The organism is Pseudoalteromonas sp. B160 (assembly GCF_037162485.1).
Classification (GTDB): Bacteria; Pseudomonadota; Gammaproteobacteria; order Enterobacterales; family Alteromonadaceae; genus Pseudoalteromonas; species Pseudoalteromonas rhizosphaerae.
Genome location: NZ_JARLUX010000001.1, coordinates 1,138,915 through 1,164,972, shown reverse-complemented (window position 1 = coordinate 1,164,972; position 26,058 = coordinate 1,138,915). Strand labels below are relative to the sequence as shown.

Genomic DNA, 26,058 nt, shown 5'->3' with positions numbered 1-26,058 from the left:
TGTTTTAACAGAAATCTGTAGTAGGTGAATATGGCTGTATATAATTTTTCGTTTGGTTCAAATATGTCGTCGAGTCGTTTGTTGGCGCGTTTACCAAACGCTACTCGTATTGGTACGGCAATACTAGCCGGTTACGAGTTAACCTTTGATATGGTAAGTACTGATGGCTCAGGAAAAGGCAATGTACGCCCATCAAATGATAAGAACGCGCAAGTATATGGCGTGGTATATCAACTCAATGACGCAGAAAAAACGATTTTAGACGCCATCGAAGGGCCTCGTTATGACTGCGTAGATATTCAAGTAACATTACTTGATGGGCAACAAGTAGCGGCGCATTGTTATATTGCCAACACCACTGATGCTCAGATACTGCCTTACGATTGGTATATGCAGCACGTTCATCGCGGTGCGCTTGAAGCTGGTGTGCCAAATGCGTACAGTGATGCCATAAAGTCTCGGCCAACCTGCCAAGATAGCGACAGTGCGCGTGCAGCCATTGAGTTTGCTGTACATCAAAAATAAAAACTAAAATGATAACTCCAAGGATTGTTATGAAATTAACTAAACTAGCGATTGCGGCCACCTTATTAGCAGGCTGTGCATTTAATAGCTACGCCGATATTGATACCAAGCACATTAATCAAGTGATTGAAAATTCAATGGCGCGCTTTGATGTGCCGGGTATGGCCGTGGCGATTGTTGAAAACGATAAGGTTATTTTTGCTAAAGGCTTTGGTGTTAGTAACTTAGATACAGGTAGTAAGGTGAATAAAGACACCTTATTTGGTATTGCATCAAATACTAAAGCATTTACGGTTGCGGCATTGGCAAAATTAGTTGATGAAGAAAAGCTCAGTTGGGATGACAAGGTAATTGATCACCTTCCTGAATTTCGTTTATACGACCCTTATGTAACCCGCGAAATGACGATCCGTGATTTATTAAGTCACCGTAGTGGTTTAGGGTTAGGCCAAGGGGATTTAATGATTTGGCCTGACACCGATAAATCAATCGAAGAAATTCTCGCAGGCCTTAAATATTTAAAACCAGCTAGTAGTTTTCGCAGCACATACGCTTATAACAACTTGATGTTTGTGACCGCTGGCGAGGTAGTCGCGCGGGTCTCAGGTATGAGCTGGAATGATTATATTGAAAAGAATATTCTCCAGCCTTTGCACATGGATAACTCACGCGCCGGTTTTTCGCGTATTCCAAAAAGTAATAAGAACTGGGCAACGGGTCATATTCCTATGGATGGTCAATTACATCCATTTTTCGTTAATTACTTAGAAGATTTTCGTGGTGCCGGCGCTATTGCATCCAGTGTGAATGATATGAGCCAATGGCTACGTACACAATTAGCCCATGGTAAAATGCCAAATGGCGAGCAGTTGTTTAGTGAAAAACAACAAGAGCAAATGTGGCATCCACATATTACCTCACTGGCGTCAAAAAGCGCTTATGAGGCTTATCATCAGCAATTTAGAGGTTATGGTTTAGGTTGGAGCATTGAAGACTACCACGGTATTAAAAAATTAGGCCATGGTGGTGGTATTTTAGGAATGGTATCGCAGGTGACGTTATTGCCTGAGAAAAACCTCGGGATTGTTATTTTATCTAATCAGCAAGCATTCGGTGCGCTCTCTGCTATTACTCATGAAGTGCTTGAAGACGCCCTTGAACTTGAAGATAAAGATTGGGTAGCAGAGTTGGCTAAAAAGCATTTTGAAGGTAAGCAAAAAGCGTATGCTAATGCTAAACCGGACGCTCCTGCAGACTATCAACCACAGTTACCAAATATTAGCTACACCGGCACTTTGCACGATGATTGGTATGGTGATGTTATTATTGAAGAGCTAGACGGTAAGTTACGTATTGATTTCACGCATACTAAACGTTTAAAAGGGCAGCTTGAGCATTACACGGGCAACACATTTATCGTCAAGTGGGATGAAAAGCTACTCGAAGCTGATGCGTATATTAGCTTTGATATGAGCACTAAAAATCGTGTGAATGAAGCGACAATGCGTGCAGTATCAACAGCGGTGACTGATTTCAGTTTTGATTTTAGAAATCTTCATTTGCAAGCTAAATAGTAAACCAAAGTCGCAAAGCCACCAAAGGGTGGCTTTGTTATAGTTACAGTCGTTAACTCATTTGGAGCATTTATGCGTACTGCGATTATTTCTCATCCTTTTTGCCGTAAACACAAAATGATCGCGGATCATCCAGAGTGTCCTGAGCGCTTAGATGCTATTACCGATCGTCTTTTGGCCAGTGGCTTGGATATTGCCGTGCAGCAAAAGCAAGCGCCTAAAGCATTACGTGAGCATTACTTATTAGCCCATGATGAGGCCCTTGTATCGCTGGTGGAAAACACCCTCCCGGAACAAGGTTTAGTATCACTTGATGGCGACACTTGGTTATGCCCAGAGTCATTTTTGGCAATTGAGCGGGCGGTAGGGGCAGGGCTATTAGCCGTCGATGAAATATTAGCGGATAACCTCGATGCCGCATTTTGCTCCGTACGGCCACCGGGTCATCATGCAAACCGTACAACCTCTGCCGGCTTTTGTGTGTTTAATAACTTAGCAATTTCGGTGAAGTACGCGCAAAGTAAAGGGATTAAGCGCATTGCGATTGTCGATTTTGATGTTCACCACGGTAATGGCACGCAAGACATTTTTATCGATGATGACAATGTGTTGCTTTGCTCATTATTTCAGCATCCTTTTTACCCTAATACCGCCGTTGAAAATAACGATACATTGGTTAATTCACCGTTGCCCATAGCCAGCGATGGCAATGATTTAAAAACGTTGTATAACCAACAGTGGTTACCTAAATTAACAGAGTTTAAGCCAGAATTATTGTTTATCAGCGCAGGGTTTGATGCGCATTTTGAAGATGATATGGCAAGCCTCAAATTTGTTGAGGCTGATTATGCTTGGTTGACACAACAGCTGTGTGACATGGTAAAAAGTACTGGCTGTAGAGGGATTATCTCTTATTTAGAAGGAGGATATAATTTATCAGCGCTAGGGCGCAGCGCCATAGAACATATTAGAGTGTTTGCAGAAGCAGAAGAGTAGCTTTATTTTCATTCTACAATTAAGTAAAAATATTGGTTGTTGTATGATACCAATACCACTAATTAAACAAGGAAGATAATGTCTCTAGTAATTAATATCTTAGTCACGTTGGTACTGTGCTTTTGGGGAAGCATGATGATGATGTCGCCGATGATGTTCGGTGCCCCTGGCGCGACGAATAACAAGCAAGCGGTATTAACAGCCTTATTATTTTTAAGCTATCCGGTACCGTTATTTTTGTTGATTGGTTTATTTGGTGGTAGTTATTTTGGCATTAACAGTTACAAGATGGCGCTGATAAGTGCCGTTGTTATCGGATTTTTATTTACGATATTTGGCTATACCAGTATGGTTAAGAATCTGCTTCAAGGTATTGCCAATGGTGGCTACTGTGTGGTCGAACAGCGTGTTTACTATAATGCTAAGTTAATGGAACACGCTGATGCTGAAAGCTTTATCAGTTACAGTCAAGCTGATTTAAATACCTATGATGCTCAACTGTACGCTAAAGATAAACAGCATCTTTACTACAGCGGTCAAGCTGTGAGTGGTGTTAACCTTGAAAACTTGCACGCTAAGATAATTGGCAGTGATCTTTATTGGCTTAACGATACTCAGGTGATTAAAGGCGAGCGTATTGTTGAGGGCGCAGATCCTAGCACTTATTCAGCATATGATTATTATAGTTTTTGGAATATCTCAGGGCATGAGGGAAATCAGGTCATTTACCATCACGATGAACCCATGCATAACATAGATGCGCAGTCATTTGTCCCTATTGATGATAGTTATGGGAAAGACGGGCAACATATCTTTTATCAAGGTCTCGCTATTTTAGCGGATGTTGATATTGATACCGCCAGTTTTTCACGATTAGATGAAAATTTTGCCAGCGATAATCAGCATATTTTTTACTTAAATGGGGAAGATAGCCATATATTGATAGGCGCTGAACCTGTTAATTTTGAGGTGTTTGAGCGCAACTACTACAGAAGTGGTGAGATTGTTTATTACGTTACACAATATGAGTCAGCAAAGCCGATGCCACAGATACATGCAGCCAGCTTTACGGTCACTCAATATGATGAACAAACGAATTCGGATGCTTACGATAAAAATAATTACTATCTTCGTGGTGAGGTTGTTGTAACGCGCTAAGGCGTTGCGATGAACGAGGTAATTTGCTGTTGAAAATGATTAAACAGAAGGAAGTTTATTCATACTCTCGGGTAACTTGCCTACGTTGGTTTGCGTTGCATCAACTTGGTTTATATCGATAAAGTCAAGTTGCCCATTTGCTATGATCTGCTTACCATTACTCAGTTTTAATGGTGTACTTCCTTGATTCTGCAAAGTTGTGGTGATTATTGACTCTTTTTATCGGTTATCTATGAGCAATATTTGTAAAAACACAGCAAACATTACTTATCCTCACTCTATAAAACAAGACAAATTATGATTTACGAGATCAAGTTTTGTTTTTTAATTTTTGCGCATGTAACACGTTAAGATATTTATGTAGGTTTAAACTAAGCCAATATAGGGTTAGCGTGTTCTAAAATGTTACATGCCCTAAAAATTACCACGGTTATTCTTTTAACCACTGTGCAACTTGTTTTGTATAATAACTCACTATTAAATCAGCGCCTGCACGTTTGAAGCCGGTCAGTGTTTCAAATATCACTTTCTTTTCATCAAGGGCACCTGCTAATGCTGCAAATTTAATAGCGGCATACTCACCACCAACTTGGTAGGCAGCTAAAGGTAAGTTTGTTTTCTCTCTCAAGCTGCTAAGGACATCAAGATAGGGCGTGCCTGGTTTCACCATTAGAATATCAGCGCCTTCTTGTTCATCAAGAAGGGCTTCTTGAAGCGCTTGACGAATATTTGCGTAATCCATTTGATAGCCTTTGCGATCACCACTTAATTCACAATCAACAGCAGCTCTAAATGGACCATAGAAAGATGAAGCAAATTTAATGGCGTGAGCTAAAATGGCAACATGTTCAAACCCTGCATTGTCAAGGCCTGCTCGAATAGCTTTAACTTGACCATCCATCATCGCAGATGGGGCTAGCATATCGGCACCTGCTTTTGCTGCGCATACACTCTGCTTTACAAGGTTAGCAACAGTTTGGTCGTTACAAACTTGATTATCTTCAACAACGCCACAGTGTCCATGATCTGTATATTCACAAAAACAAATGTCGGGTATTACCATCATCTCGGGGCATGTTTGTTTGATTGTTTTAATCATACGTGCCAGTAAACCATCATCGTGCCATGTATCACTGCCAACACTGTCTTTATGATGCGATATACCAAAAGGCATAACATACTGAATTCCTAATCTATGCAGTTCAGTAATTTCTTGGGCTAATGCATGTTCAGGAATGCGCTGTATACCAGGCATAGTGGATATTTCTAGACTTTCAGTTAACGACTCTTCGATAAAAATAGGATGGATAAGATCGCCAATATTAAAATCAAATTCGCGTACTAACTGTCGCATTGCGTCACTGTGGCGAAGCCTGCGCATGCGTCTTGATAAATTAGGTGTACTCATTGCTATCTGCCTTACTGAGCTGAGTATAACGAGATGTTTATAATATCATTTTTATCACTGTAAACGATATGCGTTAAATCAATATTAAAGGCGTGTTCATGAGAGTAAGCTTTTTCTTTATTTGTAATAAATAAACTGTAATTGTTGTAATTGCTGGGTTAGAGTTGTGTTGTTTATTTAATAATTTAAAGTTGATGAAAATGAAGTGGCTATTAGTTAGTTTTTTCTTGCTCTGCATTTGCTAATACAGCTATTAACTCCCTTTCTTTTGAGGATGATGCGTTTAAAGATTGTATTAAAACAACAGCAAGTGATAATCAATGGCGTTATGTAGAAGAGTTTATTGCTATAAAATGTCATGGAATGGGTATTGATAATGCGCAAGAGCTTAACCAGTTTATAAATTTACAGTCGTTGTCTTTGTTTAATAATAATTTGCAGTCCCTAGATCTAAGGAAACTATCACAGCTAACATTATTAAATTTAGCGAATAATGATTTGCACTTACTACAAATTAACTCTTTGAATAAGTTGGAAAAACTTTATTTATTTAAAAACCAACTTGTTACGCTCGACATGTCTGGTTTAAGTTCGTTGCATACTGTAAGAATGATGCAAAATCAGCTTAAAACGCTCGATATATCAGCACTGAAAAACTTAAAGACGGGCTATTTTTTCGATAATAAACTTGTTGACCTGCAAATTAATGGCCTCGATAAACTTGAATTTTTAGATGTTCGCCAAAACCCGATGCCAGATGCCCTCTACGACTTTTACGATGAGCAAGAAGGTGTCGTAATTAGTCATGATGGCAATGCTGATGATTGGAAGTAACCACAGTGATTACTTGGATATAAGCACAATAAAATAGTGAGCTTATATCCAAAACTAAAAGTTATAAGAGGCCGACACTTCAACTGTAGATAAGTCAAAGTTTGCGATATTCGAGTATAAACCTGTGTCTTTTGCTTGGTAATAAGCGGCTAATAACTTAAATTCCCATTTACGAGAATAACGCCACGCCAGCTCTAAATCGAGCTCATTGCCTAGCTTTTTATTATTAGCAAGAGATTCAAAGCTATGAGCTACTAACTTCCAACGTATTTTAGCTTTACGACCAGCGTATGATAAATAAGTGTCGCTCAAGCCAGCTAATTCATCATAGCGGCTAAATACATCTGCCCACCCTAAAAATTTATGGTTAGTACCTAAGCTAGTTTGAAAGGCGGTGTTGTTATCATCGCCTAAATATTCATAGCCAACGTCTAATCGGTGACTGCGATATTGAACACCTAGCTCCGCTAATAAATACCATGCTTGATAATTTTTAGGATTGTTGGTTGCATCTTTTTGCCATGCTATTTCCGCACTGTAGTTATATTTCAGTTGATCAGGTTTTGCTGCGCCTTCTAAGTGCAGCCCCAGTGTGTTTGATGAAAACTCGGCTGCAGTTTTATTATCCACTAAGTAAGCGAAGCTACTAATTGTTACATTAGGATTGAACTTATAGGAAAGATTAATCAAGTGACTATTATGCTGATGATTGCCAAGTTCGCTAGTTGGTCGTATTAGAGTCTCTGGATATCGAGAATCGGAGCTGGGTAACCGAGCGATACTGTGATCTCCAAAAATACGATGAACTTTGTTTACATAGCTATAGTTAAACTGCCAGTTAAAACCATTTCTATATTGCAGTGTTGCAGCATCAAATGTTTGATCGTTTTGCCAATATGCAGCGTTGCCAACATGGCGTTCATTATCAAAGCTAATTACTTGGCGGCCTACGACAGCTCGCCAATCGACCAAAAACTGCCACTGCAGATTAAGTTGATTAAGCTCACCTCCAGGTGGATCAGGAATAGGGGCGTGATCATTAAAGTAAGTGATGGAGTTATAGCTATCTTTATCCAATGCCCAAACATAATCATATTGACCAAACAAGGTTAGTTCATAGTCTGTTATAAAGCTGCCCTCAACACGTGTCAGTAGGGTTGTTGCTTTGGCATTTTTAAGAGATTGATCGTTTACTTGCTGGTGGCGCAAACGAAAGCTCGCATCATATTCAAATGTGTTGGACATTGCTGAGCAGGAACAGCCAATCAAAGTGATAGTTAAAATTAGTTTGATCATGAATTTTCCTGCCAGCCAGCCATTCTGATACAAGGACCTTTAGAGACTTGTACGCCCATTGGCTCACCAATAGACGAGCCGCCCTTTTCTTCTAAAGTAAGTAGTAAGTTTTCAGAGTCTTTAATTAAGCGCCACTCAGGTTCGCTAAGAGGGCGATTAAATACATTACTGGTAGTAGGAATAACACCTAAGCTTCGTACTTGGTTATCTGTTTTTGAGGTTACCCAAAGCTCTAAACTCATTTCATTAGGGACTGTTGGTGTATCAATAAGCTCAATGGATAGGGTACGGCTATTTCCATAAGTCGCTGCAACCAATTGTGGTTGCTGATTTGTATCATTCATAACAGCCAAGTAGCTAAGTGGATCGGTTTTATCTTTTGGTTGCAATACGAACAGGGCTAGCGCTAAAAAAATACAGACAAAGCGCTCGTTGCTTGATAAAAGCCAAGGCCAAACCAGTTATGAAAACTACTTTTGGTTTTTTGATTAAACTGTAATTGCTGTTCAATCGCTTTTAAAGTGGTTTTTTTGGCGAAATCTCAGGTGTTTTATTATTTAGAGGGGCAAATTTTTGTTCCCAATAATCTATTCGTTGGTCTAATGCTGTGTATTGCATTCTTAAACGTGAGATCCGCTTACGAACTCGTATTGGTTGTGTACCGAGCACATATTGCTGTGCAAGGTGCTCTATTAACGCTTGGTTTTGATAACGTTTTATTGTGCTAGGCATTGTTGTAACCTCGTTAATCCTCGTTTTAACCAAGACTTCACTGTATTTAACGGCTTCTTTAATTTAATTGCGATCTCATCACGGCTAAATCCATGATAGTAAGCCATTAAAACACTGTCTCGTTGTAACTGCTCTAATTGATTTAGACAATCTTCTAGCTGTTGTCCTATATCGCACAATAACGTTGTAGCTTGGTCGTTAGTTGTTAAGTGCTCTTCGTCTTCATTTGTATCGGTTGTTAGTTTACTTTCAACACGTCTGTTTTCACTACGAATTCGATCGTAACATCGGTATCTAACGATGGCCGCCATCCATGTGAAAGGCTCTGCTTTGGCTGCTCTAAACTCATTAGCGTTATACCAAATCTGCACGAAGGCTTCTTGTAGAATTTCGTTGGCATTGTCTCGATTATTTAAAATTCGATATGCAATACTGAGCAATTTACCAGACGTTTGTTCGTAAAGATTTCTAAATGCTTGCTGATCCCGCAAAGCGACTTTAGCAATCAAGTCAGGTAGGTTTTCTTTATTCATATTAATTTTACCTTGGCTCCATTTAAAGCGGAGTATACAGCGCTTTAAATGGAGCCTGTTAGAGCTAAAAATAGAAGTGTGTTTGTAAAAATAACTTATCGTTATTTCGTTGTTTAAACTGTGGAATACTATCTGCGATCCGCACCCCTGCTCTTAACTGTATATGGGATATTGGCGTATATTCACCAATTAAAGAGAAGCGGGTTTCTTGGTCTTCATCAATATCAGTATTAGGATCAAAATACTCTGAAGTTAGCTTTATATTGACCCCTTGTTGCCATTGATAGTTGATTTCAAATAGGCCAACAAGTTGACTATTATCAACGCCATTTTGTTGTGTCTTGATCCAATCTAATTCACTTAAAAGTGTAAAATCAGCAATAGTATAGGCACCGTATACGTTTAGTATTTTTTGTTGTGATGTATCACTGTCATTTAACACCAAGGTGCTGCCAATCCGCATATTGTCAAATAGATGCTCACCGCGAATACCATATAAAAATTTATTGTCGTCATTACTGACCGAGCTGGTGCCATTTGATACGAATATATTAACCGTTGTTTTTGTGTAATCTAGCCCAACTTCAATACCGTTATCGCTGCTATCAAAGTTAAACCCAGTGGCTTGTCTAACATAAGCAGAATCATCTTCGAGACGAATACCAAAGGGGATATACATTTTGCCCACTTTTATAAAGTGGTTATTTTTAAATTTATACATGGCAAAAGCTTCGCGGTTTACAGCCGCACCTGGTGCGATTTGCTGGTCAAGATAAAAAGTCATTCCCAGCTCTTTTGCGCTTAATGCTAAATAAAGTTGCGCGGAGTCAATTCTAAACGAGGCATTATCACTTTTTACGTCGTTTTCATCTTTACTGTATTCTAGGTTACTACGGAAATTTCCGCCTAGTTGTAAATAGTCGCTAATTTTTCCTATATCTGCAGAGCTTAATTTTAGCTGGTCAACGGGCAGCATTGCATGACCATATAAATTGCCAAAGCTGGTTCGTAAACCACCACCGTTAGGGTTCACATGACAGGTGCCACACTTTAGATTATTTTTATAGGCTATATAAGGTTCCGCTAGCACTGGTAAACTAAAACCAAAAGTGGCGATGACTAAAAAGAGTTTAAAAACGTGTTTCATAATTGAATGCTCCGCCTGGTTGACCATCAGAATTACCGTCTAATTGTTGCCCAAAAGTACTCATAACAGAGCTCAATGAGTTGTCATTTATTATCAATTTTAATGCTGTCGGGGTTGTTGGTTTTTGAATTTTTATATTTACTAATCGATTGCTTTTCCATATCAGCTCATAGGGTTCAGATAACGGCTCTTTATCTTGGTATATCAAAATTTGATCAGCAGTTAGTGTTGATTTGTCTACATTAACACTAAAATTAATATTTATTTCTACAGTGTTTTGAATGTTTTTTTGATTGATACTGGTAATAAATAAAGATGCATTATTGACCTCAATATTTGCACCGTTATCAATCCATTGGCCAATAGCTGCGATGCTTTCATTTGACAAAGCTGGCTGATTAAGCGGCATTCTGTTCCCAGCTCGCGGATCACCCATCACTTTTAAATAAATGAAGCTGTTTTCTTTATTTCCAGGGGTAACTCTTAAAAATTCAGAGTTACCAATTGCTTGCACATTTATTAGATTTTTAGCCGTGTTGTCTAAAGTATCAAACTGCAATCCATAAGGAGCGTTTGCACCCGAATGGCAGACAGAGCAAATAGGTGTAAAAATAGTTTCCTGTAACAAGCTAAGTGTTGCGGCGTTGTTATCATTTTCAGGTGGGATAGGTTTGTTTACATCATCATCAGGATCAGCAGAGGGTTTATCACCGGTTGCTTCAGGTGGTAACTGACCATTGGCATTTAAGGAGCTACCATCGCCAGCACCACACCCAGTAAGTGTTTGTAACAGCAGCAAACAAACAATAAAGAATTGAACTTTCATTATTAAAAACCTTATATAAGCCGGATAGAATCCGGCTTTTTATTGTTTATTATTGACGAGCTAGAGGCCATTGCGCGTAGTCACCAAAGGTGTCGCCCTGCTTGCTATCTGCAGTAAAGAAATAAAGCGGTTTACCTTTATAAGCCCATTGACGTTTTTTACTACCGTCATCTTCATTGCGCTCTATAATGCTAAATAAGCCAGTTGCTTGATCATTGTCATTGGCATAAAGAGGCGGCCATGTAGTTGCACAGCTGCCCATACATGTAGATTGCCCTGAGTCTTTCACATCAACATCAAAGGTATATAAGGTTAAGTTGTTTTGTGCCTCTGCATTTTTACCTAGGCTATTTTCTGTCGGGGAGTTGGCAACAAAGAACGTGCCTTTACTAGCGTGGTTAAGTAAGCGAACAGGAGCTGGACGTGCAACGTACCAAACATCGCCTACGCCTTCACCAGCCGTTGTTTGCGCGTCAGTATCAGGCGTAAAGAAGTAAAGCGGTTTGCCATTTATAGCCCACTGTTTGAAGCCATCAGCTCTATCGATAATGCTGTATGGCCCGTTCGCTTGGTCTTCGCTATTTGCAAGCAGTGGTGGCCATGTATCAATACATTGGTCAGAATTGCAATTTGAGGCGTTGATGTCATCAACGTTAAATATATATAAAGCAAAGTCTGATTTATCTTGTATTGTAGGCGTGAGTTTACCGTTATCATCTCTTAACAGGACGAGCACATTGCCAGATACTGTAACGCTTTGCCCTAGGTTTGTTTGCTCTTGTTTAAATTGCGTACTCGCAACTGACGGAGCTTTATCAGCCGCAGGAGTAATAACATGCCAAACACCGCCTAAACCATCGCCATTAGTTTGCCCTTTAGCTGTGTCGTTTTTAAAAAAGTACACAGGTTTAGTTTTGTATGCCCATTGCTTGAATCCATCTGCACGGGTAAACATTGTAAAATCACCACTGGCTTTACTTTGCTCATCGGCTAAAAAGGGTGGCCAAGTAACGGCGCAATCATCATTGCAGTTTGATGTGTTATCAGCGTCGTTATCAAAAGTATATAACGTGAATTGATCGAGATTAGCTTTGCTTGCTTTATTAGCTTCGGGTATTAATACTTCTCCATTAGCACTAAGCAGGGTTCCTGCATCATTAGTTCTGAACGTTGCAGGTTCAGTGGTTGCTAAGTGCCAAACGTTGCCAAGGTTATCGCCAAGTTTGTCATCTTTAGTTTTATCATTAGCAAATAAATATAATGGCTTTCCATTATAAGCCCACTGTTTTAGCTCACCACGTTCAACTAACGACAGCTTACCGTCGATATGAGCGCCAGCATCAGCCATAACTGGGGGCCATGTATTAACACAGTTATCACTGGTGCAATTGGCTTTATTCAGTTCGTCTAAATCAAATGTGTATAAGCTAAATTGATCTTTATTGACTCGCGCGAGCTCTAATACCTCAGAGGCAGACGTTGCACTCACTACAACGCCATTAGCCATTAGCTGGGTAGAATTCATTGCAATTGGATTAGGGCGAGATAAATGCCATATATTATTTAAACCATCTCCATTTGTATCGCCTTCGCTGCTGTCATCGGCAAACTGGTATAGCGGATGACCATTCCATGCCCATTGAAAAGTACCATCGTTACGCTCAATAGTCGAAAACTGCGCATTTTCAGGGCGTTGTTGGTCTGCAAGCAAAGGAGGCCATATTGCTGCACAGCTACTCTTATCATTGCTTTTACCTGCTTCGGCACCTTGCTCTGCATTACAGGTCGATTTATTTTGTGAATCATTATCAAAAAGATAAAGAGATAAGCCAAGCTCACTGATAAAGATAGTTCCCTTTTCATCCAGTGTTACCATTTTTGGTATTACGGATTGTTCAGGAAATTCAATACTACTTGGTTTGGCCGGCGGGGTTACCGGTGTAGAAGTCGCTGGTGGGGTTTGCTGTTCTTTATTGTTATCGCTGCCACCACACGCGACTAAACTCATGGATAAAACGGCTGATGCAACTAAACGTGCTATTTTACTAATTTTCATTAATTACTCTCTTAATTATTATGTATCGAAGAGCAATTACGCGTTTTAGCTAAAAAAGTTGCATTAAAAAATTATTTTTATTTTATTCCTAATAGATCAAATGCTTGGGAAGCTGTTAGGCTGGTTATTTTAGTTAAGCAGCAGTGTCCTTCTTGTGCTAAGTGCTGCGTTACTCTGCGAGCTAACTCTATGTTAGTCAGCGGCGTTGCAAGGTTAAATGCTAAATCAAAATATTCGCCTTGTTTATTCAATATCACACAGTGTTGCTGTTGTTCAGCGGTTAAACTGTGTAGATAGTCATTTAAATCCCGTAGTTCATTAATAATTTCTAGCTCGTTGTCACTACATATCAAGTAAGGGAAGTAAGTATGCATGTATTTATTGTCCTGTATCAAATAGCGCGAGCAATATAATAATATAATTATAGTTCGTATTATACTAAGGACGAATATTATGAAACAAACTCGCCACCCTCAACAGGTATCAGATATTTTTTCTAGGAAATTAGTATGTTGTTCCACCGATACCTCTTTAGTTGATGCTGTACGGTTGATGCAGGTTCATAATATAAGTGCAATTTTTATAAAAAAACGGCAAGAAATCGTTGGTATTTGGACTGAAGCAGATTGCATTAAACTAGATTTTACTGACAGCAACCTTAAACATATTGAAATTCAAAGCGTAATGAGTAGCCCGGTATTGAAAATCTCCTGTCAGCAATTACTGTGTGATGCCGCGCTTATTTTTTATCAACACAGTGTTCGCCATTTATTAGTTATTGATAACAATGATCTACCATGCGGCGTTATTAGTATTAGTGATATTGTACGTAATCAAGGGCTTGATCACTATTTACAATTTAGACCAATCAAAGAGCAATATCATAAAGATGTGTTAGTGGTACCTAGTTATTTGACGCTCAGTGAAGGCGTTGAAATGATGCGCGAGCGAACCGCCCAAGTTATTTTAGTGTATAACCAGCAGCAAGACGAACATGGCATTATCACCCAGCGAGATTTACTGCATTTGATCGTCGAACCCGATAGTAATGCGTCATGTTGGAGCTTTGCGAGTCGGCCCTTGTATCGGGTAAGCTCAAAAAGCAGTTTATTCGATGCGTATCGATTAATGTCTACCAACAATGTGCGTCATTTAGTGGTCACTGATGATTTGGAGATTAAGGGAGTGCTCGCCATTGAGCATCTTGTTAATGAAATAGAAAGCGCCTATTACAGTGAGCTTGAAAAAGTACTTGAACAACGTGATATAGACCTTCAGCATTCACAGCGTAATTTGTATCTCGCGAATAAAATAATCGATGCCTCGCTAGATGGTATTATGATCACCCAACAAAATGGTGTGATCATGCAGGTTAATCCTGCTTTTACCGCGCTTACCGGCTATCAAGAATATGAAGTGGTCGGCAAACACCCTAGAATTCTAAGCTCCGGAAAGCACGGTAAAAATTTCTACGTAAAAATGTGGCAATCAATTACCCAAACTGGTGTGTGGCAAGGGGAAATATGCAATCGTAAAAAAAATGGTGATTTGTATGTTGAATGGCTAACTATTATTGCTATCCGCGAGCCAAATGATGATGAGCTAGTGTATGCGGCGATTTTTAGCGATATCACTGAACGTAAAACTGCAGAAGACAAAATTGTTCAGTTAGCTTATTTTGATGAGCTAACAGGCTTACCTAATAGACGCTTATTTAATGACAGATTAACCATGGCATTAGCTGCTGCACATCGAAATAACGACATGTTAGCAGTGATGTTTATTGACCTAGATCGGTTTAAAGAAATCAATGATAGCTTAGGGCATAGTGCGGGGGATGAGTTATTAAAAATGGTGGCAATACGGCTGCAAAACGTATTGTGTGAAGGTGATACTTTAGCGCGATTAGGTGGCGACGAATTTGTGGTGCTATGCGAGATTGATGATATTAGCGCAGTGATTAGTTTAGCCGATCAAATTTTAAATAACTTAAACACTCCTTTTCAGCTCGAAGGGCTTGAGGTAGGCGCGACGGCATCAATCGGTGCTGCGGTCTATCCTGATGATGGTCTCGATAGTGAAACTTTACTAAAACACGCTGATATTGCCATGTATCGCTCTAAAGAAGTGGGTAGAAACTCATTTCAGTTATTTAAGCCATCGATGAATGCACGCTCTTTAGAGCGCTTTGCGATGATGAGCCGGTTTCAATATGCGCTCGAAAATGATGAGTTTGAACTGTATTTTCAGCCTAAACAGTGTTTAAGAAGTAAAGCTATCAAAGGTGTTGAAGCACTCTTACGTTGGCAAGATCCCGCGCTTGGCATAATATCGCCTGCACAGTTTATCCCATTGGCGGAAGAACTAGGTCTAATTGTAAAGCTGGATCTCTGGGTGCTCAATAACGCTGGCATGCAATTGGCGTTATGGCAACAACAAGGAATAACGGCTGGTCGGTTGGCAATTAATATCTCAGCTTGCCATCTTAGTCAGGGGAGTTTATCAAGTAGCGTTGAGAAAATGCTCCAGCGCTATAATTTATCGGGAAATTGTCTTGAAATAGAGTTAACAGAAAGTAGTTTTATTAGCTCATTTAGTCAGGCGAAAAGAGAATTGTGGCAACTTAAAAAAATGGGCGTACAGATTGCGCTAGATGATTTTGGTACCGGCTATTCGGCACTGAGTTACCTTACAAAATTACCCATAGATACACTAAAAATAGATGCCAGCTTTATTGCTAAAGTACCCGATGAATACGGTAATAGTGAGATTGTTGCCGCGATAGTGGCAATGGCGAATAGTCTTAATTTAAAAGTTATCGCTGAAGGGGTTGAAAAGCTTGCTCAGTATAGTTACTTATTGGAGCTAGGCTGCGATGTGATCCAAGGCTATTACTATTGCCGCCCGTTAACGCAGCGGCAATGGTTAGAGTTTTATCAGCTGCAAAATCAACCTACGGTGATATCGTAAGAGGTAAATTTACGAATGTTGATAACGCCAGTATCAAAGATCAAGTACTGGCCTTTAATACCGTTTAAAATACCACTCACAACTGGCTCTTTATCAAAATTAAAAGAGCTAATTTTAGTTGGGTAGGCGGTAACAGGGAACTCTAAATCAACCACTTCTTCATCAAGTTGTTCTATCGCTGTAGCACCAAAGAGCTCTGCAAGCTCATTTAGTTTATCGGCAATTTGTGGAATAAGTTCTGCCGCAGCAGCTTTTAAATCAAGGACATCGCTTTGTCCTTTGAGCATATTACGCCAATTGGTTTTATCGGCAATAAATTGTGCTAAGGCAACTTCAACTAATCCAGATTGTAAGCGCGTTTGTACTTTGAATATTGGCAGTGCTTGCGTTGCACCTTGGTCAATCCAGCGGGTTGGAATTTGTGTATGACGGGTGATCCCCACTTTCAGCCCTGACGTGTTCGCAAGATAGACATAATGTGGGATCATACAGTTTTCTTCGCCCCACTGTGGTTCACGGCAAGTACCTTGGTCAAAGTGACATGTTTCAGGTTTCATAATACACATATCGCAGCTAGCAAGCTTACGCATACATACAAAACAATGACCTTGCGAGTAACTTTTTTGGTTTTTTTACCGCAGCTAGAACATACAATAGCGCCATTAAAAGTCAGTGTAAGCTGCTTGCCAATATAGGCATTAAGATCGACCAACTCATCACCCACAGGCAAATGATACTGAATCGGTTGTGTTAGCGATGATTTTAATTTTTTGATAGTGCCTTGCATCTTTACGCCCCTAAAGATGTGAAAAAGAGGATTCTATCAGTAATCCTTAAACATGTGGCAATTTTACTTAATTCGCTTGTTTATTTTCAGCTAACCACAACAAATAGTCATCCACAGCGATGGCTTTGGAGTAATAGTACCCTTGCCCGTAGTCTGCCTCCATGGCCTTTAAAAGTTGTTGTGTTGTTACATCTTCAACTCCCTCGGCAGTGACTTTTAAACCTAGGCTATGAGCCATTTCTATCGCAGCCTTAACAATTACTCTATTAGCACTGTGAGTAGGGAGACCTATAATAAATGATTTATCTATTTTTAAGGTTGAAAAGTTGTAGCTAACAAAACAATTTAGTGACGAATAGCCAGTACCAAAATCATCTAAAATCACTTCAATACCAAGGCGGGTTAATTGTTCAACTAAGTGAATCATTTGCTGTTGGTTTGCAATTAAAGCTGACTCAGTAAGTTCAAACTTAAGTTGTTTGGCAGGAACATTGTGTTTGAGTAAGGTGTTTTCAATTTTTTCAATTAAATTATGGATCATTAAGTTTTTAGCACTTAAATTAACGCTTACTTTATGCTTAAAAAAACCTGCGTGATTAAACTTAGCGATATCTTGGCAGGCTTGCTCTAGCACCCACAGTGTGAGTTTATTGATAAGACCAGTACGTTCGGCTAATAGGATTAAAGCCTCTATATTGATTTGCTCATAAGGTGCATTAGGCCAGCGCAATAAGGCTTCACTGCCAATCGTTTGGCCGGTGCGTAAATCTATTTGCGGCTGATGATAAATAGTTAACTGGTTCGTTTTTAAGGCATTTTGAAATGCAGCCGCTAAGCTAATGTTCATAGTGACAGGTATTAATTTTGACTGATTATTTGGATAGCTTGTTTGTGGCGCTTCGGTTAGTGAAAAATAGCCATTTTGCAACCATGTATCAAAGCCACTTTCACCGTCGAGAATACAATATCCCATTGCGTAGCTTAATTGTAAATCAAACCCTTGCACCGGATGATGTTTAGGTAAGCTTTTACGAATTTTGGTTAACTTATCATGCAGTGATTGTGCACTTTGAGTTTTAATTGAAATGAATGCCAGCACACCGTTGCTCAAATCGGCTATCCGCGGACAGGTATCTAGATTGCTCTCTAAATTGATAAATTCACGCTCTTTACTCAGTTGCAGCTCAAGAGATTTAGCAATAGCAACAACAAGTTGACTACTTTGAGTTTGATTTAAAATATGACTGAGTGAATGAAAATCAGTAATTCTAATTAAGCATAAGCTTGCTCTGCGCTGCTTGAGTTGTAAACTCATATAGGCTTGTTTTAGCATGGCACTATTTAATAGTTTGGTTTGCTCTGTATGAGTGGCGTGATACAGCGCCTTTTCTCGTTGATAGCGCACTCTATCCGCAAGTGCCATAGCCATTAATACCACCTCACATAGTATTGCAACTAAAAATGCGTGGCGTATAGCAAAGCTATAAGGTAATACGCCAGTTAATTCAAGCGGTTGAATGGCTGCACCAATAATAAGAGGTATCCATGAAACAACATAGAACTTAGCCCATCGGAAGCCACTACGTAATTTTCTGTAAATCATAATAATACAGACGATGTACAACAATACCAACACAGCAAAAAATATCGGTGCAGCAATATTTTCAGCTATGAAAAAACAACTTATACCTAGACAAAACATTAAAAGCATTAAATATATACTGAGTTTATAACGCCAGCATTGCTCTTTATGGTAACGCAAAAACATAGTGCAGAATGCTAAGGTAAATAAAGCAATTGCATAGTTGCTAACAACAATATATTTTTGAAAAAATAGCTGCCAACTTAGTGGCCAAAGATAAAAACCAAAACCAAGTACACCCCCCATTAAAATGATGGCACTAATAATGTAACCAATATAGATTAAGTACACGCGATCTTTAATACCAAAAAACAGCACTAAGTTATAAAGTGCCGCCATAATAAGTACACCCACAAATATTCCCCAAATAGCGGTTTGTGAGCGGGTTAAATCCTGAAACTCTGCTTCGCCATATAAATTGACAGGGGTTTTACTTATGCCGGTTGTATCAACTTTCAGTAGTAGCTTTTGTTTACTCTGCGCAGTAATTGTTAGCCGAATATGCGGCACGCTGTATTGAAAAAGAGAGAGTTCAGATTCCAAATCACCAAGTCGAGTGGTCGTTATAATATTATTGTGACTATCTAGGTGATAGACAGTTAAATGATCAACCATTGGATTATCAAAATGAGCGACAATTTTTTCATTTTGTTGGCTACGATTATCTAGATCTACTAGTAACCAGTAATTACGTGGCGTGAAGTTCCAATCGATATGCTCAAAAGGTTTTGCTGTAAAGCTATTTAGGTTGTCTAAAATCTGCTGAGTATGCAGATTTTTTGTATCATCAATGAGATAACTTTGGGATAAATATATGGGAGTTGTTTTGTCGATTGTATATCTAGTGGGCGTGACTAAATGACTTGCGAAATTAGCAATTACATAGAACAAGAAAAGTAGTATTAAAACGGCAATAAAGCGATAGCGAAGATGGTTATTTTTCAATTGTCAGCGTTCTTTTTTTAGTCCTTGAAATTAGTGTAGCACTAAAAAGCGCAGATAAACTGCGCTTTTATTAAATAGTAACTGGTTATACCAATGCGCTATTTTTCCCGAGCGATAGCGCGATAAGCAATATCTGTACGGTATTCCATACCTTGCCAGCTAATTTCATCAACTAGTTGGTAGGCACGTTGCTGCGCTTCGGTCACTGTGTTACCTAGTGCCGTTGCACATAATACTCGGCCACCGGCAGTCACTACGTTATCGCCGTCTTGCTTAGTACCCGCATGGAAGACTTTTTCGCCTTCTGGGTAGGTTACTTTTAGACCACTGATTGCATCACCTTTTGGGTAGTTATCAGGGTAGCCTTGAGCTGCAAGTACCACACCCACTGCTGCGCGTGAGTCAAACTCAATCGTCGTTTTATCAAGTTCAACACGATTAGCTGCTTCAATCAGTTCAACTAAGTCAGACTGTAAACGAAGCATCATAGGTTGTGTTTCAGGATCACCAAAACGACAGTTGTATTCGATTACTTTAGGGGTCCCAGAGTCATCGATCATCAAACCAGCATAGAGGAAGCCAGTGTAAGGATGGCCTTCGCTTGCCATACCTTCTACTGTTGGGTAGATCACTTCGTTCATAATACGCAGGTGGATTTCATCAGTTACCACCGGCGCTGGTGAGTATGCACCCATACCGCCAGTGTTCGGACCTTGATCGCCATTATAAGCGCGTTTGTGATCTTGGCTGGTAGCAAAAGGTAATACGTTTTTACCATCAACCATCACGATAAATGATGCTTCTTCACCTTCTAAGAACTCTTCGATTACCACGCGGCTGCCAGCGTCACCAAAAGCGTTACCGGCTAGCATATCGCGAATAGCATCTTCAGCCTCAACTTCGGTCATGGCAACAATAACGCCTTTACCTGCGGCAAGACCATCAGCTTTGATTACAATCGGCGCGCCTTTTTCTTTTAAATAAGCAAGCGCAGGGTCGATTTGTTCAAACGTTTGATAATCCGCAGTTGGGATAGCATGACGAGCTAAAAAGTCTTTAGTGAATGACTTAGAGCCTTCTAGTTGCGCAGCGCCTGCTGTTGGGCCAAAGATAGCTAAACCGTGCTCACGGAATTTATCTACCACGCCAAGTACTAATGGTACTTCAGGTCCAACAATGGTTAGCTCAACATTATTGTTTTGTGCAAAGCTAAGTAGGCCATCGAGATCTTCAACGTTAATGGCAACATTCTCAAGCTTGGGTTCAAGCGCTGTACCGGCATTACCTGGTGCAACATAAACAGTGTTTACTTTTGTATTTTGAGCGGCTTTGAACGCAAGTGCGTGTTCGCGGCCGCCGCTGCCAATGACTAATACATTCATGGCGAATATCCTATTTAAAGCGGTTTTTTAAATTTCAGCGTCATGCGGTCGCTTTCACCAATTGCTTTATATTTAGCGGCATCTTGCTCGCCAAGTCTAAGGCTTGGTGGAAGGGTCCATACCCCTTTAGGGTGATCGGCTGTATCAAGAGAGTTTGCATTTATGTCACTGCTTGCTGCCAGTTCAAAGCCTGCTTGTTTAGCAAGTTCGATTACCACGCTTTGTTTCATATAACCTGATGACTTTTGCATTTCATCAGCTTGCGCTTCAGGTAGGCGATGTTCAACCACACCTAAAGTACCACCTGGTTTAAGTGCTTTGTAAAAAGACTTAAAGGCATTAGCTGCGGCATCTTTATCTTTGCTCATATACCAATTATGTACGTTGCGGAAGGTTAACACCATGTCTGCGCTGCTCGCCAGGGCAATGTCTAAATGTGTTGAAGGAGCGAATTCAGTCAGCTTTACTTTATTGAATCGCTCATCTTCAGCAATTTTCTTTTTAAAGCCAGCTAGAGCTCGTTGGTAATAACCCACCGATGAGTCAGCAGGGAAATGCGCGGCATAATAAGTGCCTTGCTCTTTCAGTGCTGGCGCTAAAATTTCACTGTACCAGCCGCCGCCAGGCGCAATCTCAACAACAGTCATAGTTGGTTTAAAACCAAAAAACTCTAATGTTTCGACAGGGTGGCGGTATTGATCGCGATCACTGCTGCGCTCGCTTGATTTAACTGCATTATTTAATGCTGAATCATGGCCATGCTCATGGCTAATAGCCATAGTTGATGTCATCGCAAGGGTGGCAACAAGTAGAGATTTTAGTGCAAATTTCATCGTCTGTTCCTTCACATTATATTTTTAGAATAGGTTATAGAATAAGCAGAATACGTGAATTTGGTGCAAACAAAAAAGAGCTAACTGATGCAGTTAGCTCTTTGTGTGATTAATGGCGGAAGTGACGCATGCCAGTAAACACCATTGCCATACCAGCTTCGTCAGCGGCAGCGATAACTTCTTCATCGCGCATTGAACCACCTGGTTGGATCACAGCTGTAATACCAGCCTCTGCAGCTGCATCAATACCATCACGGAATGGGAAGAACGCATCAGATGCCATTACTGAACCTTTAACTTCAAGGTTTTCATCAGCGGCTTTAATTCCGGCAATTTTAGCTGAGTAAACGCGGCTCATTTGGCCTGCACCTACACCAATGGTCATACCGTCACGGGCATAAACAATGGCGTTTGATTTAACAAATTTAGCCACTTTCCAGCAGAATAATAAGTCTTTAAGTTCTTGCTCAGTAGGCTGGCGCTTAGACACAACCGTTAAGTCGCCTTGCGTTACCATACCCAAATCACGGTCTTGGATGAGTACACCGCCATTAACGCGTTTGATGTCATGACCTGTCGCTTTGCCTGACCATTGGCCACACTCTAGTAAGCGTACATTTTGCTTAGCCGAAATAATTTGTGCAGCAGCTTCTGATACTTTAGGTGCAATGATCACTTCAACGAATTGACGTGACACAATCGCTTCAGCGGTATCAGCATCAAGCTCTTGGTTAAAGGCGATGATGCCACCAAATGCTGACGTAGGATCGGTTTTGAATGCGCGATCATAGGCTTCAAGGATGTTGTCACCGATTGAAACGCCACAAGGATTAGCATGTTTAACAATAACACAGGCTGGTACATCAAATTCTTTCACACATTCAAGAGCTGCATCTGTATCAGCAATATTATTGAAAGAAAGTGCTTTACCTTGCAGTTGTACGGCAGTTGCAACAGACGCTTCTTGAACGTCGTTTTCAACATAAAAAGCCGCATCTTGGTGTGAATTTTCACCGTAGCGCATGTCTTGTTTTTTAGTAAAATGCATATTGATAGTGCGTGGGAATTTAGTTTCCTCAGCTGCTTCATCAGTGTAATCAGCAACCATCTTACCGAAGTAGTTAGCAATCATACCATCGTACTGCGCGGTGTGCTCGTAAGCTGCAATGGCAAGATCAAAACGTGTTTTGTATGTAGTTGAACCATTGTTGCTTTGCATTTCGCTGATCACGCGGTCGTAATCTTTGGCGTTTACTACAATAGTCACGTCTTTGTGGTTTTTAGCCGCGGCACGTACCATCGTTGGGCCGCCTATATCAATGTTCTCAATGGCATCTTCAAGGCTGCAGTTTTCTTGAGCGACTGTATTCGCAAAGGGGTATAAGTTAACTACAACGATATCGATAGCTGAGATGTTATGAGCGTCCATTACATCTTCATCTTGACCACGACGCGCTAAAATGCCGCCATGAATTTTTGGGTGAAGAGTTTTTACGCGACCATCCATGATCTCAGGGTGACCTGTGTGGTCAGATACTTCAGTGACTTTAATACCGTTATCGGCAAGTAATTTACAAGTACCGCCAGTTGATAAGATGTCTACGCCTTGTGATTCAAGAGCGCGAGCAAATTCAACAATACCGGTTTTATCTGACACACTTAGTAGTGCGCGACGAATTGGACGATGTGTATCCATTGTAGTTTGATTACCTCAGTGTTTGAGCTAGCTTAGAAAGGCGCTATTTTAACTGAATATCGCTTAAAAAACGATATTTATACACAAGTCATTTGGGTATACAGAGTGAGGATTTTGCAATTAGACGCTTTTTTGAGGATTTTTAAAGATATAAAAAAAGCACCCGAAGGTGCTTTTTCAAACGAATGTTGTGATAAATCACAACTCGTTATTAGTTCATGCCGTATTTCTTTAGTTTCTTACGTAAAGTACCGCGGTTGATACCTAGTAAGATTGCCGCACGTGTTTGGTTGCCACGTGTGTAAGTCATTACTTCTTCAAGTAATGGTGCTTCTAGCTCTGAAAGAACAAGGTCGTAAACGTCTTGCACATCTTGACCGTTAAGCTGTTTTAAATAGTGATGAACAGCTTTCTTCACTGCATCGCGTAATGGCTGCGGTTTCTCGTGTGACTGAACATGAGGGTTAGTGATAAATGGAGAAGTCACGTTTTGTTCGAACATTGTTTATATCTCTTTCTTTCTTAGTTAGCTGCTAGTGTTTTAAAGTATTGCTCTAATGTCTCGATTTGTGCCTGTGGATTATCGAGAGCATTAAATACTCGCCTAAACTGACCGTCACTGTCATGGGTTTGCAAATACCAAGATACATGTTTGCGAGCGATGCGCGCTCCCATTGGTTCGCCGTAAAACGCATGAAGGTTCACTAAGTGTTCCATCAAAATACCACGTACTTCCGTAATTGGAGGCACAGGTAAATGTTCACCGGTTCGCAAATAGTGGTCTATCTCCCTAAATATCCAAGGGCGACCTTGGGCGGCTCGACCAATCATAATGGCATCTGCACCCGTATAGTCCAAAACCTGTTTTGCTTTTTCAGGAGATGTAATATCACCATTAGCAACCACAGGTATCGACACTGAACGTTTTATATCCCTAATTGTGGCGTATTCAGCTTCACCTTTGTACATACATGCGCGTGTACGCCCATGTACGGCCAATGAAGCTATGCCATAACGTTCAGCTATTCTCGCAATCTCAACACCGTTACGGTTATCCTGATCCCATCCTGTGCGGATTTTCAGTGTTACAGGTACATCAACAGCGCTAACCACCGCATCTATAATCTCTTCCACTAAACCAGGAAACTGCAAAAGGGCGGAGCCTGCGAGTTTCTTGTTCACTTTCTTAGCTGGGCACCCCATATTAATATCTATGATCTGTGCACCATTACTTACATTGAATTGTGCAGCCTGCGCCATAAGCTCAGGATCAGCTCCTGCGATTTGCACCGCGCGTATTCCCGATTCACCACTGTGATCCATACGGTTCATCGATTTCTCGGTTTTCCATACCAAAGGATTTGACGATAGCATTTCAGATACAGCTAGCCCCGCACCTAAGCGGCGACAAAGTTGTCTAAATGGTCTATCTGTAATTCCCGCCATTGGCGCCACAATTACATTGTTTTCTAATTGATATGTTCCGATACGCACTGTATTCAATAGGCCTCTTTTCAAGGGGCGCTAAGTTTACGGTTTTTTTGTCGAAAATCAAAGGCTATAAATTGAACAAAAGTGACTTTTTTTGACTTTTGCATATTGACATTTGATAACAGTTTGACGAACGGCTCTATTTGTGTGAATTTTATACAGAACTAATTTGTGATAAGAAATCATTCAGTTTTTTGGCGTGTAAATAATAGGTAAAGCCTGTTAATTACAGGCTTTACATGAAGGTTTTGCGTTAATACTCTAAATTGCCGAACCCAGCAAGTTAAGCTTTTTTCATACCACTTACACGTGTCCATTCACCTTCAACAGCGATATCATCAAGCGCTAAAAAAGGGGCATAAACATCTGCTACCGACTGCGCTTGTTCTTCTAAAATTCCCGACATAGCAATTTTACCACCTGGTTTTAACAAGCCTAAAATCACGCTGTGTAATTCACGCAGTGGCGCAGCTAAAATATTGGCCACCACGATATCGGCGCTAAACTCAGGCTGATTTTCTGGCAAGTATACTTCGAGTTTATCTGCAACGCCGTTTCGCTGTGCATTATCTAAGCTTGCTTCAAGGGCTTGAGGGTCTATATCGATGCCGATCATGCGCTCAGCGCCAAGTTTGATAGCTGCGATACCTAGAATTCCAGAGCCACAACCAAAGTCGACCACAGTTTTACCGGTCAAATCTTGGCTTTCTAGCCATTTTAAGCACAAAGCGGTGGTGGCATGGGTGCCAGTGCCAAAAGCAAGGCCAGGGTCAAGCAGTACATTGACGGCATCAGGATCGGGAATATCACGCCAGCTTGGGCAGATCCATAGTTTTTCACCAAACTGAATTGGGTGGAAGTTATCCATCCATTCGCGTTCCCAGTCTTTGTCTTCAAGTTGCTCTATTTTGTACACTAAGGTGTCTTTTAACTCGTCGTGGCGCTGTAATAGAGCTATCACCGCATTCATATCGTGGTTAGCTTCGAATAAACCAATCACAGTCGTGTCAGCCCAAAACACCACAGTGCCGATTTTTGGTTCGTAAATAGGGGTGTCTTTAGCATCAATAAAGGTAACAGACGCACTGCCTGCTGCCATTAATAGATCACTTACTGCATCTGCGGTTGCAGCATTAGCATTAATACGGATTTGGATCCAAGCCATAATTATTTCCTGTAAATAGAAAAAAGGCCGCTACAGCGGCCTTTTAAATTTAAATCTGTATT

The 26,058-nt window shown here is 40.4% G+C and carries 23 protein-coding genes and 1 pseudogene; 6 read left to right on the top strand and 18 right to left on the bottom strand.

Annotated features, from left to right (window positions below; all coding sequences use genetic code 11):
- The first annotated feature begins 30 nt into the window (after positions 1-30).
- The 4 genes from P4S61_RS05395 to P4S61_RS05380 all read left to right on the top strand — a co-directional run bounded on the left by P4S61_RS05395 (position 31) and on the right by P4S61_RS05380 (position 4,253).
- Positions 31-525, top strand: a complete 495-nt coding sequence (locus tag P4S61_RS05395) for a gamma-glutamylcyclotransferase family protein (protein WP_145234768.1) — start codon at positions 31-33, stop codon at positions 523-525.
- Positions 526-554: 29 nt separating this feature from the next.
- Positions 555-2,099, top strand: a complete 1,545-nt coding sequence (locus P4S61_RS05390; RefSeq protein WP_145234770.1) for a serine hydrolase — start codon at positions 555-557, stop codon at positions 2,097-2,099.
- 72 nt (positions 2,100-2,171) lie between these two features.
- On the top strand, positions 2,172-3,095 hold the full coding sequence (locus tag P4S61_RS05385) for a histone deacetylase family protein (protein ID WP_337117910.1): 924 nt from the start codon (positions 2,172-2,174) through the stop codon (positions 3,093-3,095).
- A gap of 78 nt (positions 3,096-3,173) precedes the next feature.
- Entirely contained in the window at positions 3,174-4,253 is a 1,080-nt protein-coding gene (locus P4S61_RS05380) for a DKNYY domain-containing protein (RefSeq protein WP_145234775.1), read from the top strand.
- Positions 4,254-4,292: 39 nt separating this feature from the next.
- Here the strand turns inward: P4S61_RS05380 and P4S61_RS05375 are convergent, their stop codons facing one another.
- Together P4S61_RS05375 and hemB are read right to left on the bottom strand one after the other, a co-directional pair.
- The gene (locus tag P4S61_RS05375) at positions 4,293-4,448 is read right to left on the bottom strand and encodes a hypothetical protein (RefSeq protein ID WP_182758363.1); all 156 of its coding nucleotides are present in this window, start codon (positions 4,446-4,448) and stop codon (positions 4,293-4,295) included.
- Positions 4,449-4,683: 235 nt separating this feature from the next.
- A complete protein-coding gene (gene hemB, locus P4S61_RS05370; RefSeq protein ID WP_182758362.1) occupies positions 4,684-5,661 on the bottom strand; it encodes a porphobilinogen synthase in 978 nt (325 codons plus the stop codon).
- A gap of 363 nt (positions 5,662-6,024) precedes the next feature.
- Here hemB and P4S61_RS05365 point away from each other — a divergent pair, with 363 nt between their 5' ends.
- Positions 6,025-6,495 carry a hypothetical protein gene (locus P4S61_RS05365; protein WP_337117909.1) on the top strand — a complete coding sequence of 157 codons (471 nt, stop codon included), beginning with the start codon at positions 6,025-6,027 and terminating at the stop codon, positions 6,493-6,495.
- A 54-nt stretch (positions 6,496-6,549) separates the two neighbouring features.
- Here P4S61_RS05365 and P4S61_RS05360 read toward each other — a convergent pair whose 3' ends face one another.
- From P4S61_RS05360 to P4S61_RS05325, 8 genes are all read right to left on the bottom strand, one after another.
- Positions 6,550-7,791: a hypothetical protein gene (locus P4S61_RS05360; RefSeq protein ID WP_337117908.1), complete on the bottom strand. Its 1,242-nt coding sequence runs from the start codon at positions 7,789-7,791 to the stop codon at positions 6,550-6,552.
- Entirely contained in the window at positions 7,788-8,180 is a 393-nt protein-coding gene (locus P4S61_RS05355; protein WP_442961548.1) for an anti-sigma factor domain-containing protein, read from the bottom strand. The genes P4S61_RS05360 and P4S61_RS05355 overlap by 4 nt, the downstream gene beginning before the upstream one ends.
- Positions 8,181-8,307: 127 nt before the next feature.
- Complete coding sequence (locus P4S61_RS05350; protein WP_337117907.1) at positions 8,308-8,523, bottom strand: hypothetical protein; 216 nt, start codon at positions 8,521-8,523, stop codon at positions 8,308-8,310.
- The gene (locus tag P4S61_RS05345; RefSeq protein ID WP_149983121.1) at positions 8,508-9,056 is read right to left on the bottom strand and encodes a sigma-70 family RNA polymerase sigma factor; all 549 of its coding nucleotides are present in this window, start codon (positions 9,054-9,056) and stop codon (positions 8,508-8,510) included. Before P4S61_RS05345 ends, P4S61_RS05350 begins: the two co-directional genes overlap by 16 nt.
- Before the next feature lie 64 nt (positions 9,057-9,120).
- Positions 9,121-10,203 (bottom strand): hypothetical protein, encoded by a 1,083-nt coding sequence (locus P4S61_RS05340; RefSeq protein ID WP_337117906.1) that lies wholly within the window; start codon positions 10,201-10,203, stop codon positions 9,121-9,123.
- On the bottom strand, positions 10,187-11,029 hold the full coding sequence (locus tag P4S61_RS05335) for a hypothetical protein (protein WP_337117905.1): 843 nt from the start codon (positions 11,027-11,029) through the stop codon (positions 10,187-10,189). Before P4S61_RS05335 ends, P4S61_RS05340 begins: the two co-directional genes overlap by 17 nt.
- 49 nt (positions 11,030-11,078) lie before the next feature.
- Positions 11,079-13,085 (bottom strand): hypothetical protein, encoded by a 2,007-nt coding sequence (locus P4S61_RS05330; RefSeq protein WP_337117904.1) that lies wholly within the window; start codon positions 13,083-13,085, stop codon positions 11,079-11,081.
- 77 nt (positions 13,086-13,162) lie between these two features.
- Complete coding sequence (locus P4S61_RS05325) at positions 13,163-13,459, bottom strand: DUF4144 family protein (RefSeq protein WP_337117903.1); 297 nt, start codon at positions 13,457-13,459, stop codon at positions 13,163-13,165.
- Positions 13,460-13,538: 79 nt separating this feature from the next.
- Here P4S61_RS05325 and P4S61_RS05320 point away from each other — a divergent pair, with 79 nt between their 5' ends.
- Complete coding sequence (locus P4S61_RS05320; RefSeq protein ID WP_337117902.1) at positions 13,539-16,055, top strand: EAL domain-containing protein; 2,517 nt, start codon at positions 13,539-13,541, stop codon at positions 16,053-16,055.
- Here P4S61_RS05320 and P4S61_RS05315 read toward each other — a convergent pair.
- From P4S61_RS05315 to prmA, 8 genes and pseudogenes are all read right to left on the bottom strand, one after another.
- Positions 16,034-16,842, bottom strand: a pseudogene (locus P4S61_RS05315) (DUF2797 domain-containing protein). The gene P4S61_RS05320 and the pseudogene P4S61_RS05315 overlap by 22 nt on opposite strands.
- 67 nt (positions 16,843-16,909) lie before the next feature.
- Complete coding sequence (locus P4S61_RS05310) at positions 16,910-19,429, bottom strand: EAL domain-containing protein (protein WP_145234785.1); 2,520 nt, start codon at positions 19,427-19,429, stop codon at positions 16,910-16,912.
- A gap of 98 nt (positions 19,430-19,527) precedes the next feature.
- Entirely contained in the window at positions 19,528-20,811 is a 1,284-nt protein-coding gene (gene purD / locus P4S61_RS05305; protein WP_182734541.1) for a phosphoribosylamine--glycine ligase, read from the bottom strand.
- A 14-nt stretch (positions 20,812-20,825) separates the two neighbouring features.
- Positions 20,826-21,644 carry a class I SAM-dependent methyltransferase gene (locus tag P4S61_RS05300; protein ID WP_337117901.1) on the bottom strand — a complete coding sequence of 273 codons (819 nt, stop codon included), beginning with the start codon at positions 21,642-21,644 and terminating at the stop codon, positions 20,826-20,828.
- Positions 21,645-21,753: 109 nt separating this feature from the next.
- A complete protein-coding gene (gene purH, locus P4S61_RS05295) occupies positions 21,754-23,340 on the bottom strand; it encodes a bifunctional phosphoribosylaminoimidazolecarboxamide formyltransferase/IMP cyclohydrolase (RefSeq protein ID WP_337117900.1) in 1,587 nt (528 codons plus the stop codon).
- 211 nt (positions 23,341-23,551) lie between these two features.
- The gene (fis, locus tag P4S61_RS05290; protein WP_002957804.1) at positions 23,552-23,842 is read right to left on the bottom strand and encodes a DNA-binding transcriptional regulator Fis; all 291 of its coding nucleotides are present in this window, start codon (positions 23,840-23,842) and stop codon (positions 23,552-23,554) included.
- Between the two features lie 20 nt (positions 23,843-23,862).
- The gene (dusB, locus tag P4S61_RS05285) at positions 23,863-24,834 is read right to left on the bottom strand and encodes a tRNA dihydrouridine synthase DusB (RefSeq protein ID WP_182731350.1); all 972 of its coding nucleotides are present in this window, start codon (positions 24,832-24,834) and stop codon (positions 23,863-23,865) included.
- A 280-nt stretch (positions 24,835-25,114) separates the two neighbouring features.
- A complete protein-coding gene (gene prmA, locus P4S61_RS05280; protein WP_145234796.1) occupies positions 25,115-25,996 on the bottom strand; it encodes a 50S ribosomal protein L11 methyltransferase in 882 nt (293 codons plus the stop codon).
- Between the last annotated feature and the right edge of the window lie 62 nt (positions 25,997-26,058).

What these genes read in the sequence shown, in the direction of transcription:
- hemB (WP_182758362.1), bottom strand. Translation starts at nt 5,661, where the DNA reads ATGAGTACACCTAATTTATCAAGACGCATGCGCAGGCTTCGCCACAGT.
- P4S61_RS05335 (WP_337117905.1), bottom strand. Translation starts at nt 11,029, where the DNA reads ATGAAAGTTCAATTCTTTATTGTTTGTTTGCTGCTGTTACAAACACTT.
- P4S61_RS05395 (WP_145234768.1), top strand. Translation starts at nt 31, where the DNA reads ATGGCTGTATATAATTTTTCGTTTGGTTCAAATATGTCGTCGAGTCGT.
- prmA (WP_145234796.1), bottom strand. Translation starts at nt 25,996, where the DNA reads ATGGCTTGGATCCAAATCCGTATTAATGCTAATGCTGCAACCGCAGAT.
- P4S61_RS05300 (WP_337117901.1), bottom strand. Translation starts at nt 21,644, where the DNA reads ATGAAATTTGCACTAAAATCTCTACTTGTTGCCACCCTTGCGATGACA.
- fis (WP_002957804.1), bottom strand. Translation starts at nt 23,842, where the DNA reads ATGTTCGAACAAAACGTGACTTCTCCATTTATCACTAACCCTCATGTT.
- P4S61_RS05345 (WP_149983121.1), bottom strand. Translation starts at nt 9,056, where the DNA reads ATGAATAAAGAAAACCTACCTGACTTGATTGCTAAAGTCGCTTTGCGG.
- P4S61_RS05380 (WP_145234775.1), top strand. Translation starts at nt 3,174, where the DNA reads ATGTCTCTAGTAATTAATATCTTAGTCACGTTGGTACTGTGCTTTTGG.
- P4S61_RS05390 (WP_145234770.1), top strand. Translation starts at nt 555, where the DNA reads ATGAAATTAACTAAACTAGCGATTGCGGCCACCTTATTAGCAGGCTGT.
- P4S61_RS05350 (WP_337117907.1), bottom strand. Translation starts at nt 8,523, where the DNA reads ATGCCTAGCACAATAAAACGTTATCAAAACCAAGCGTTAATAGAGCAC.
- P4S61_RS05340 (WP_337117906.1), bottom strand. Translation starts at nt 10,203, where the DNA reads ATGAAACACGTTTTTAAACTCTTTTTAGTCATCGCCACTTTTGGTTTT.
- purH (WP_337117900.1), bottom strand. Translation starts at nt 23,340, where the DNA reads ATGGATACACATCGTCCAATTCGTCGCGCACTACTAAGTGTGTCAGAT.
- P4S61_RS05320 (WP_337117902.1), top strand. Translation starts at nt 13,539, where the DNA reads ATGAAACAAACTCGCCACCCTCAACAGGTATCAGATATTTTTTCTAGG.
- P4S61_RS05360 (WP_337117908.1), bottom strand. Translation starts at nt 7,791, where the DNA reads ATGATCAAACTAATTTTAACTATCACTTTGATTGGCTGTTCCTGCTCA.
- P4S61_RS05365 (WP_337117909.1), top strand. Translation starts at nt 6,025, where the DNA reads ATGGGTATTGATAATGCGCAAGAGCTTAACCAGTTTATAAATTTACAG.
- P4S61_RS05385 (WP_337117910.1), top strand. Translation starts at nt 2,172, where the DNA reads ATGCGTACTGCGATTATTTCTCATCCTTTTTGCCGTAAACACAAAATG.
- P4S61_RS05325 (WP_337117903.1), bottom strand. Translation starts at nt 13,459, where the DNA reads ATGCATACTTACTTCCCTTACTTGATATGTAGTGACAACGAGCTAGAA.
- P4S61_RS05330 (WP_337117904.1), bottom strand. Translation starts at nt 13,085, where the DNA reads ATGAAAATTAGTAAAATAGCACGTTTAGTTGCATCAGCCGTTTTATCC.
- purD (WP_182734541.1), bottom strand. Translation starts at nt 20,811, where the DNA reads ATGAATGTATTAGTCATTGGCAGCGGCGGCCGCGAACACGCACTTGCG.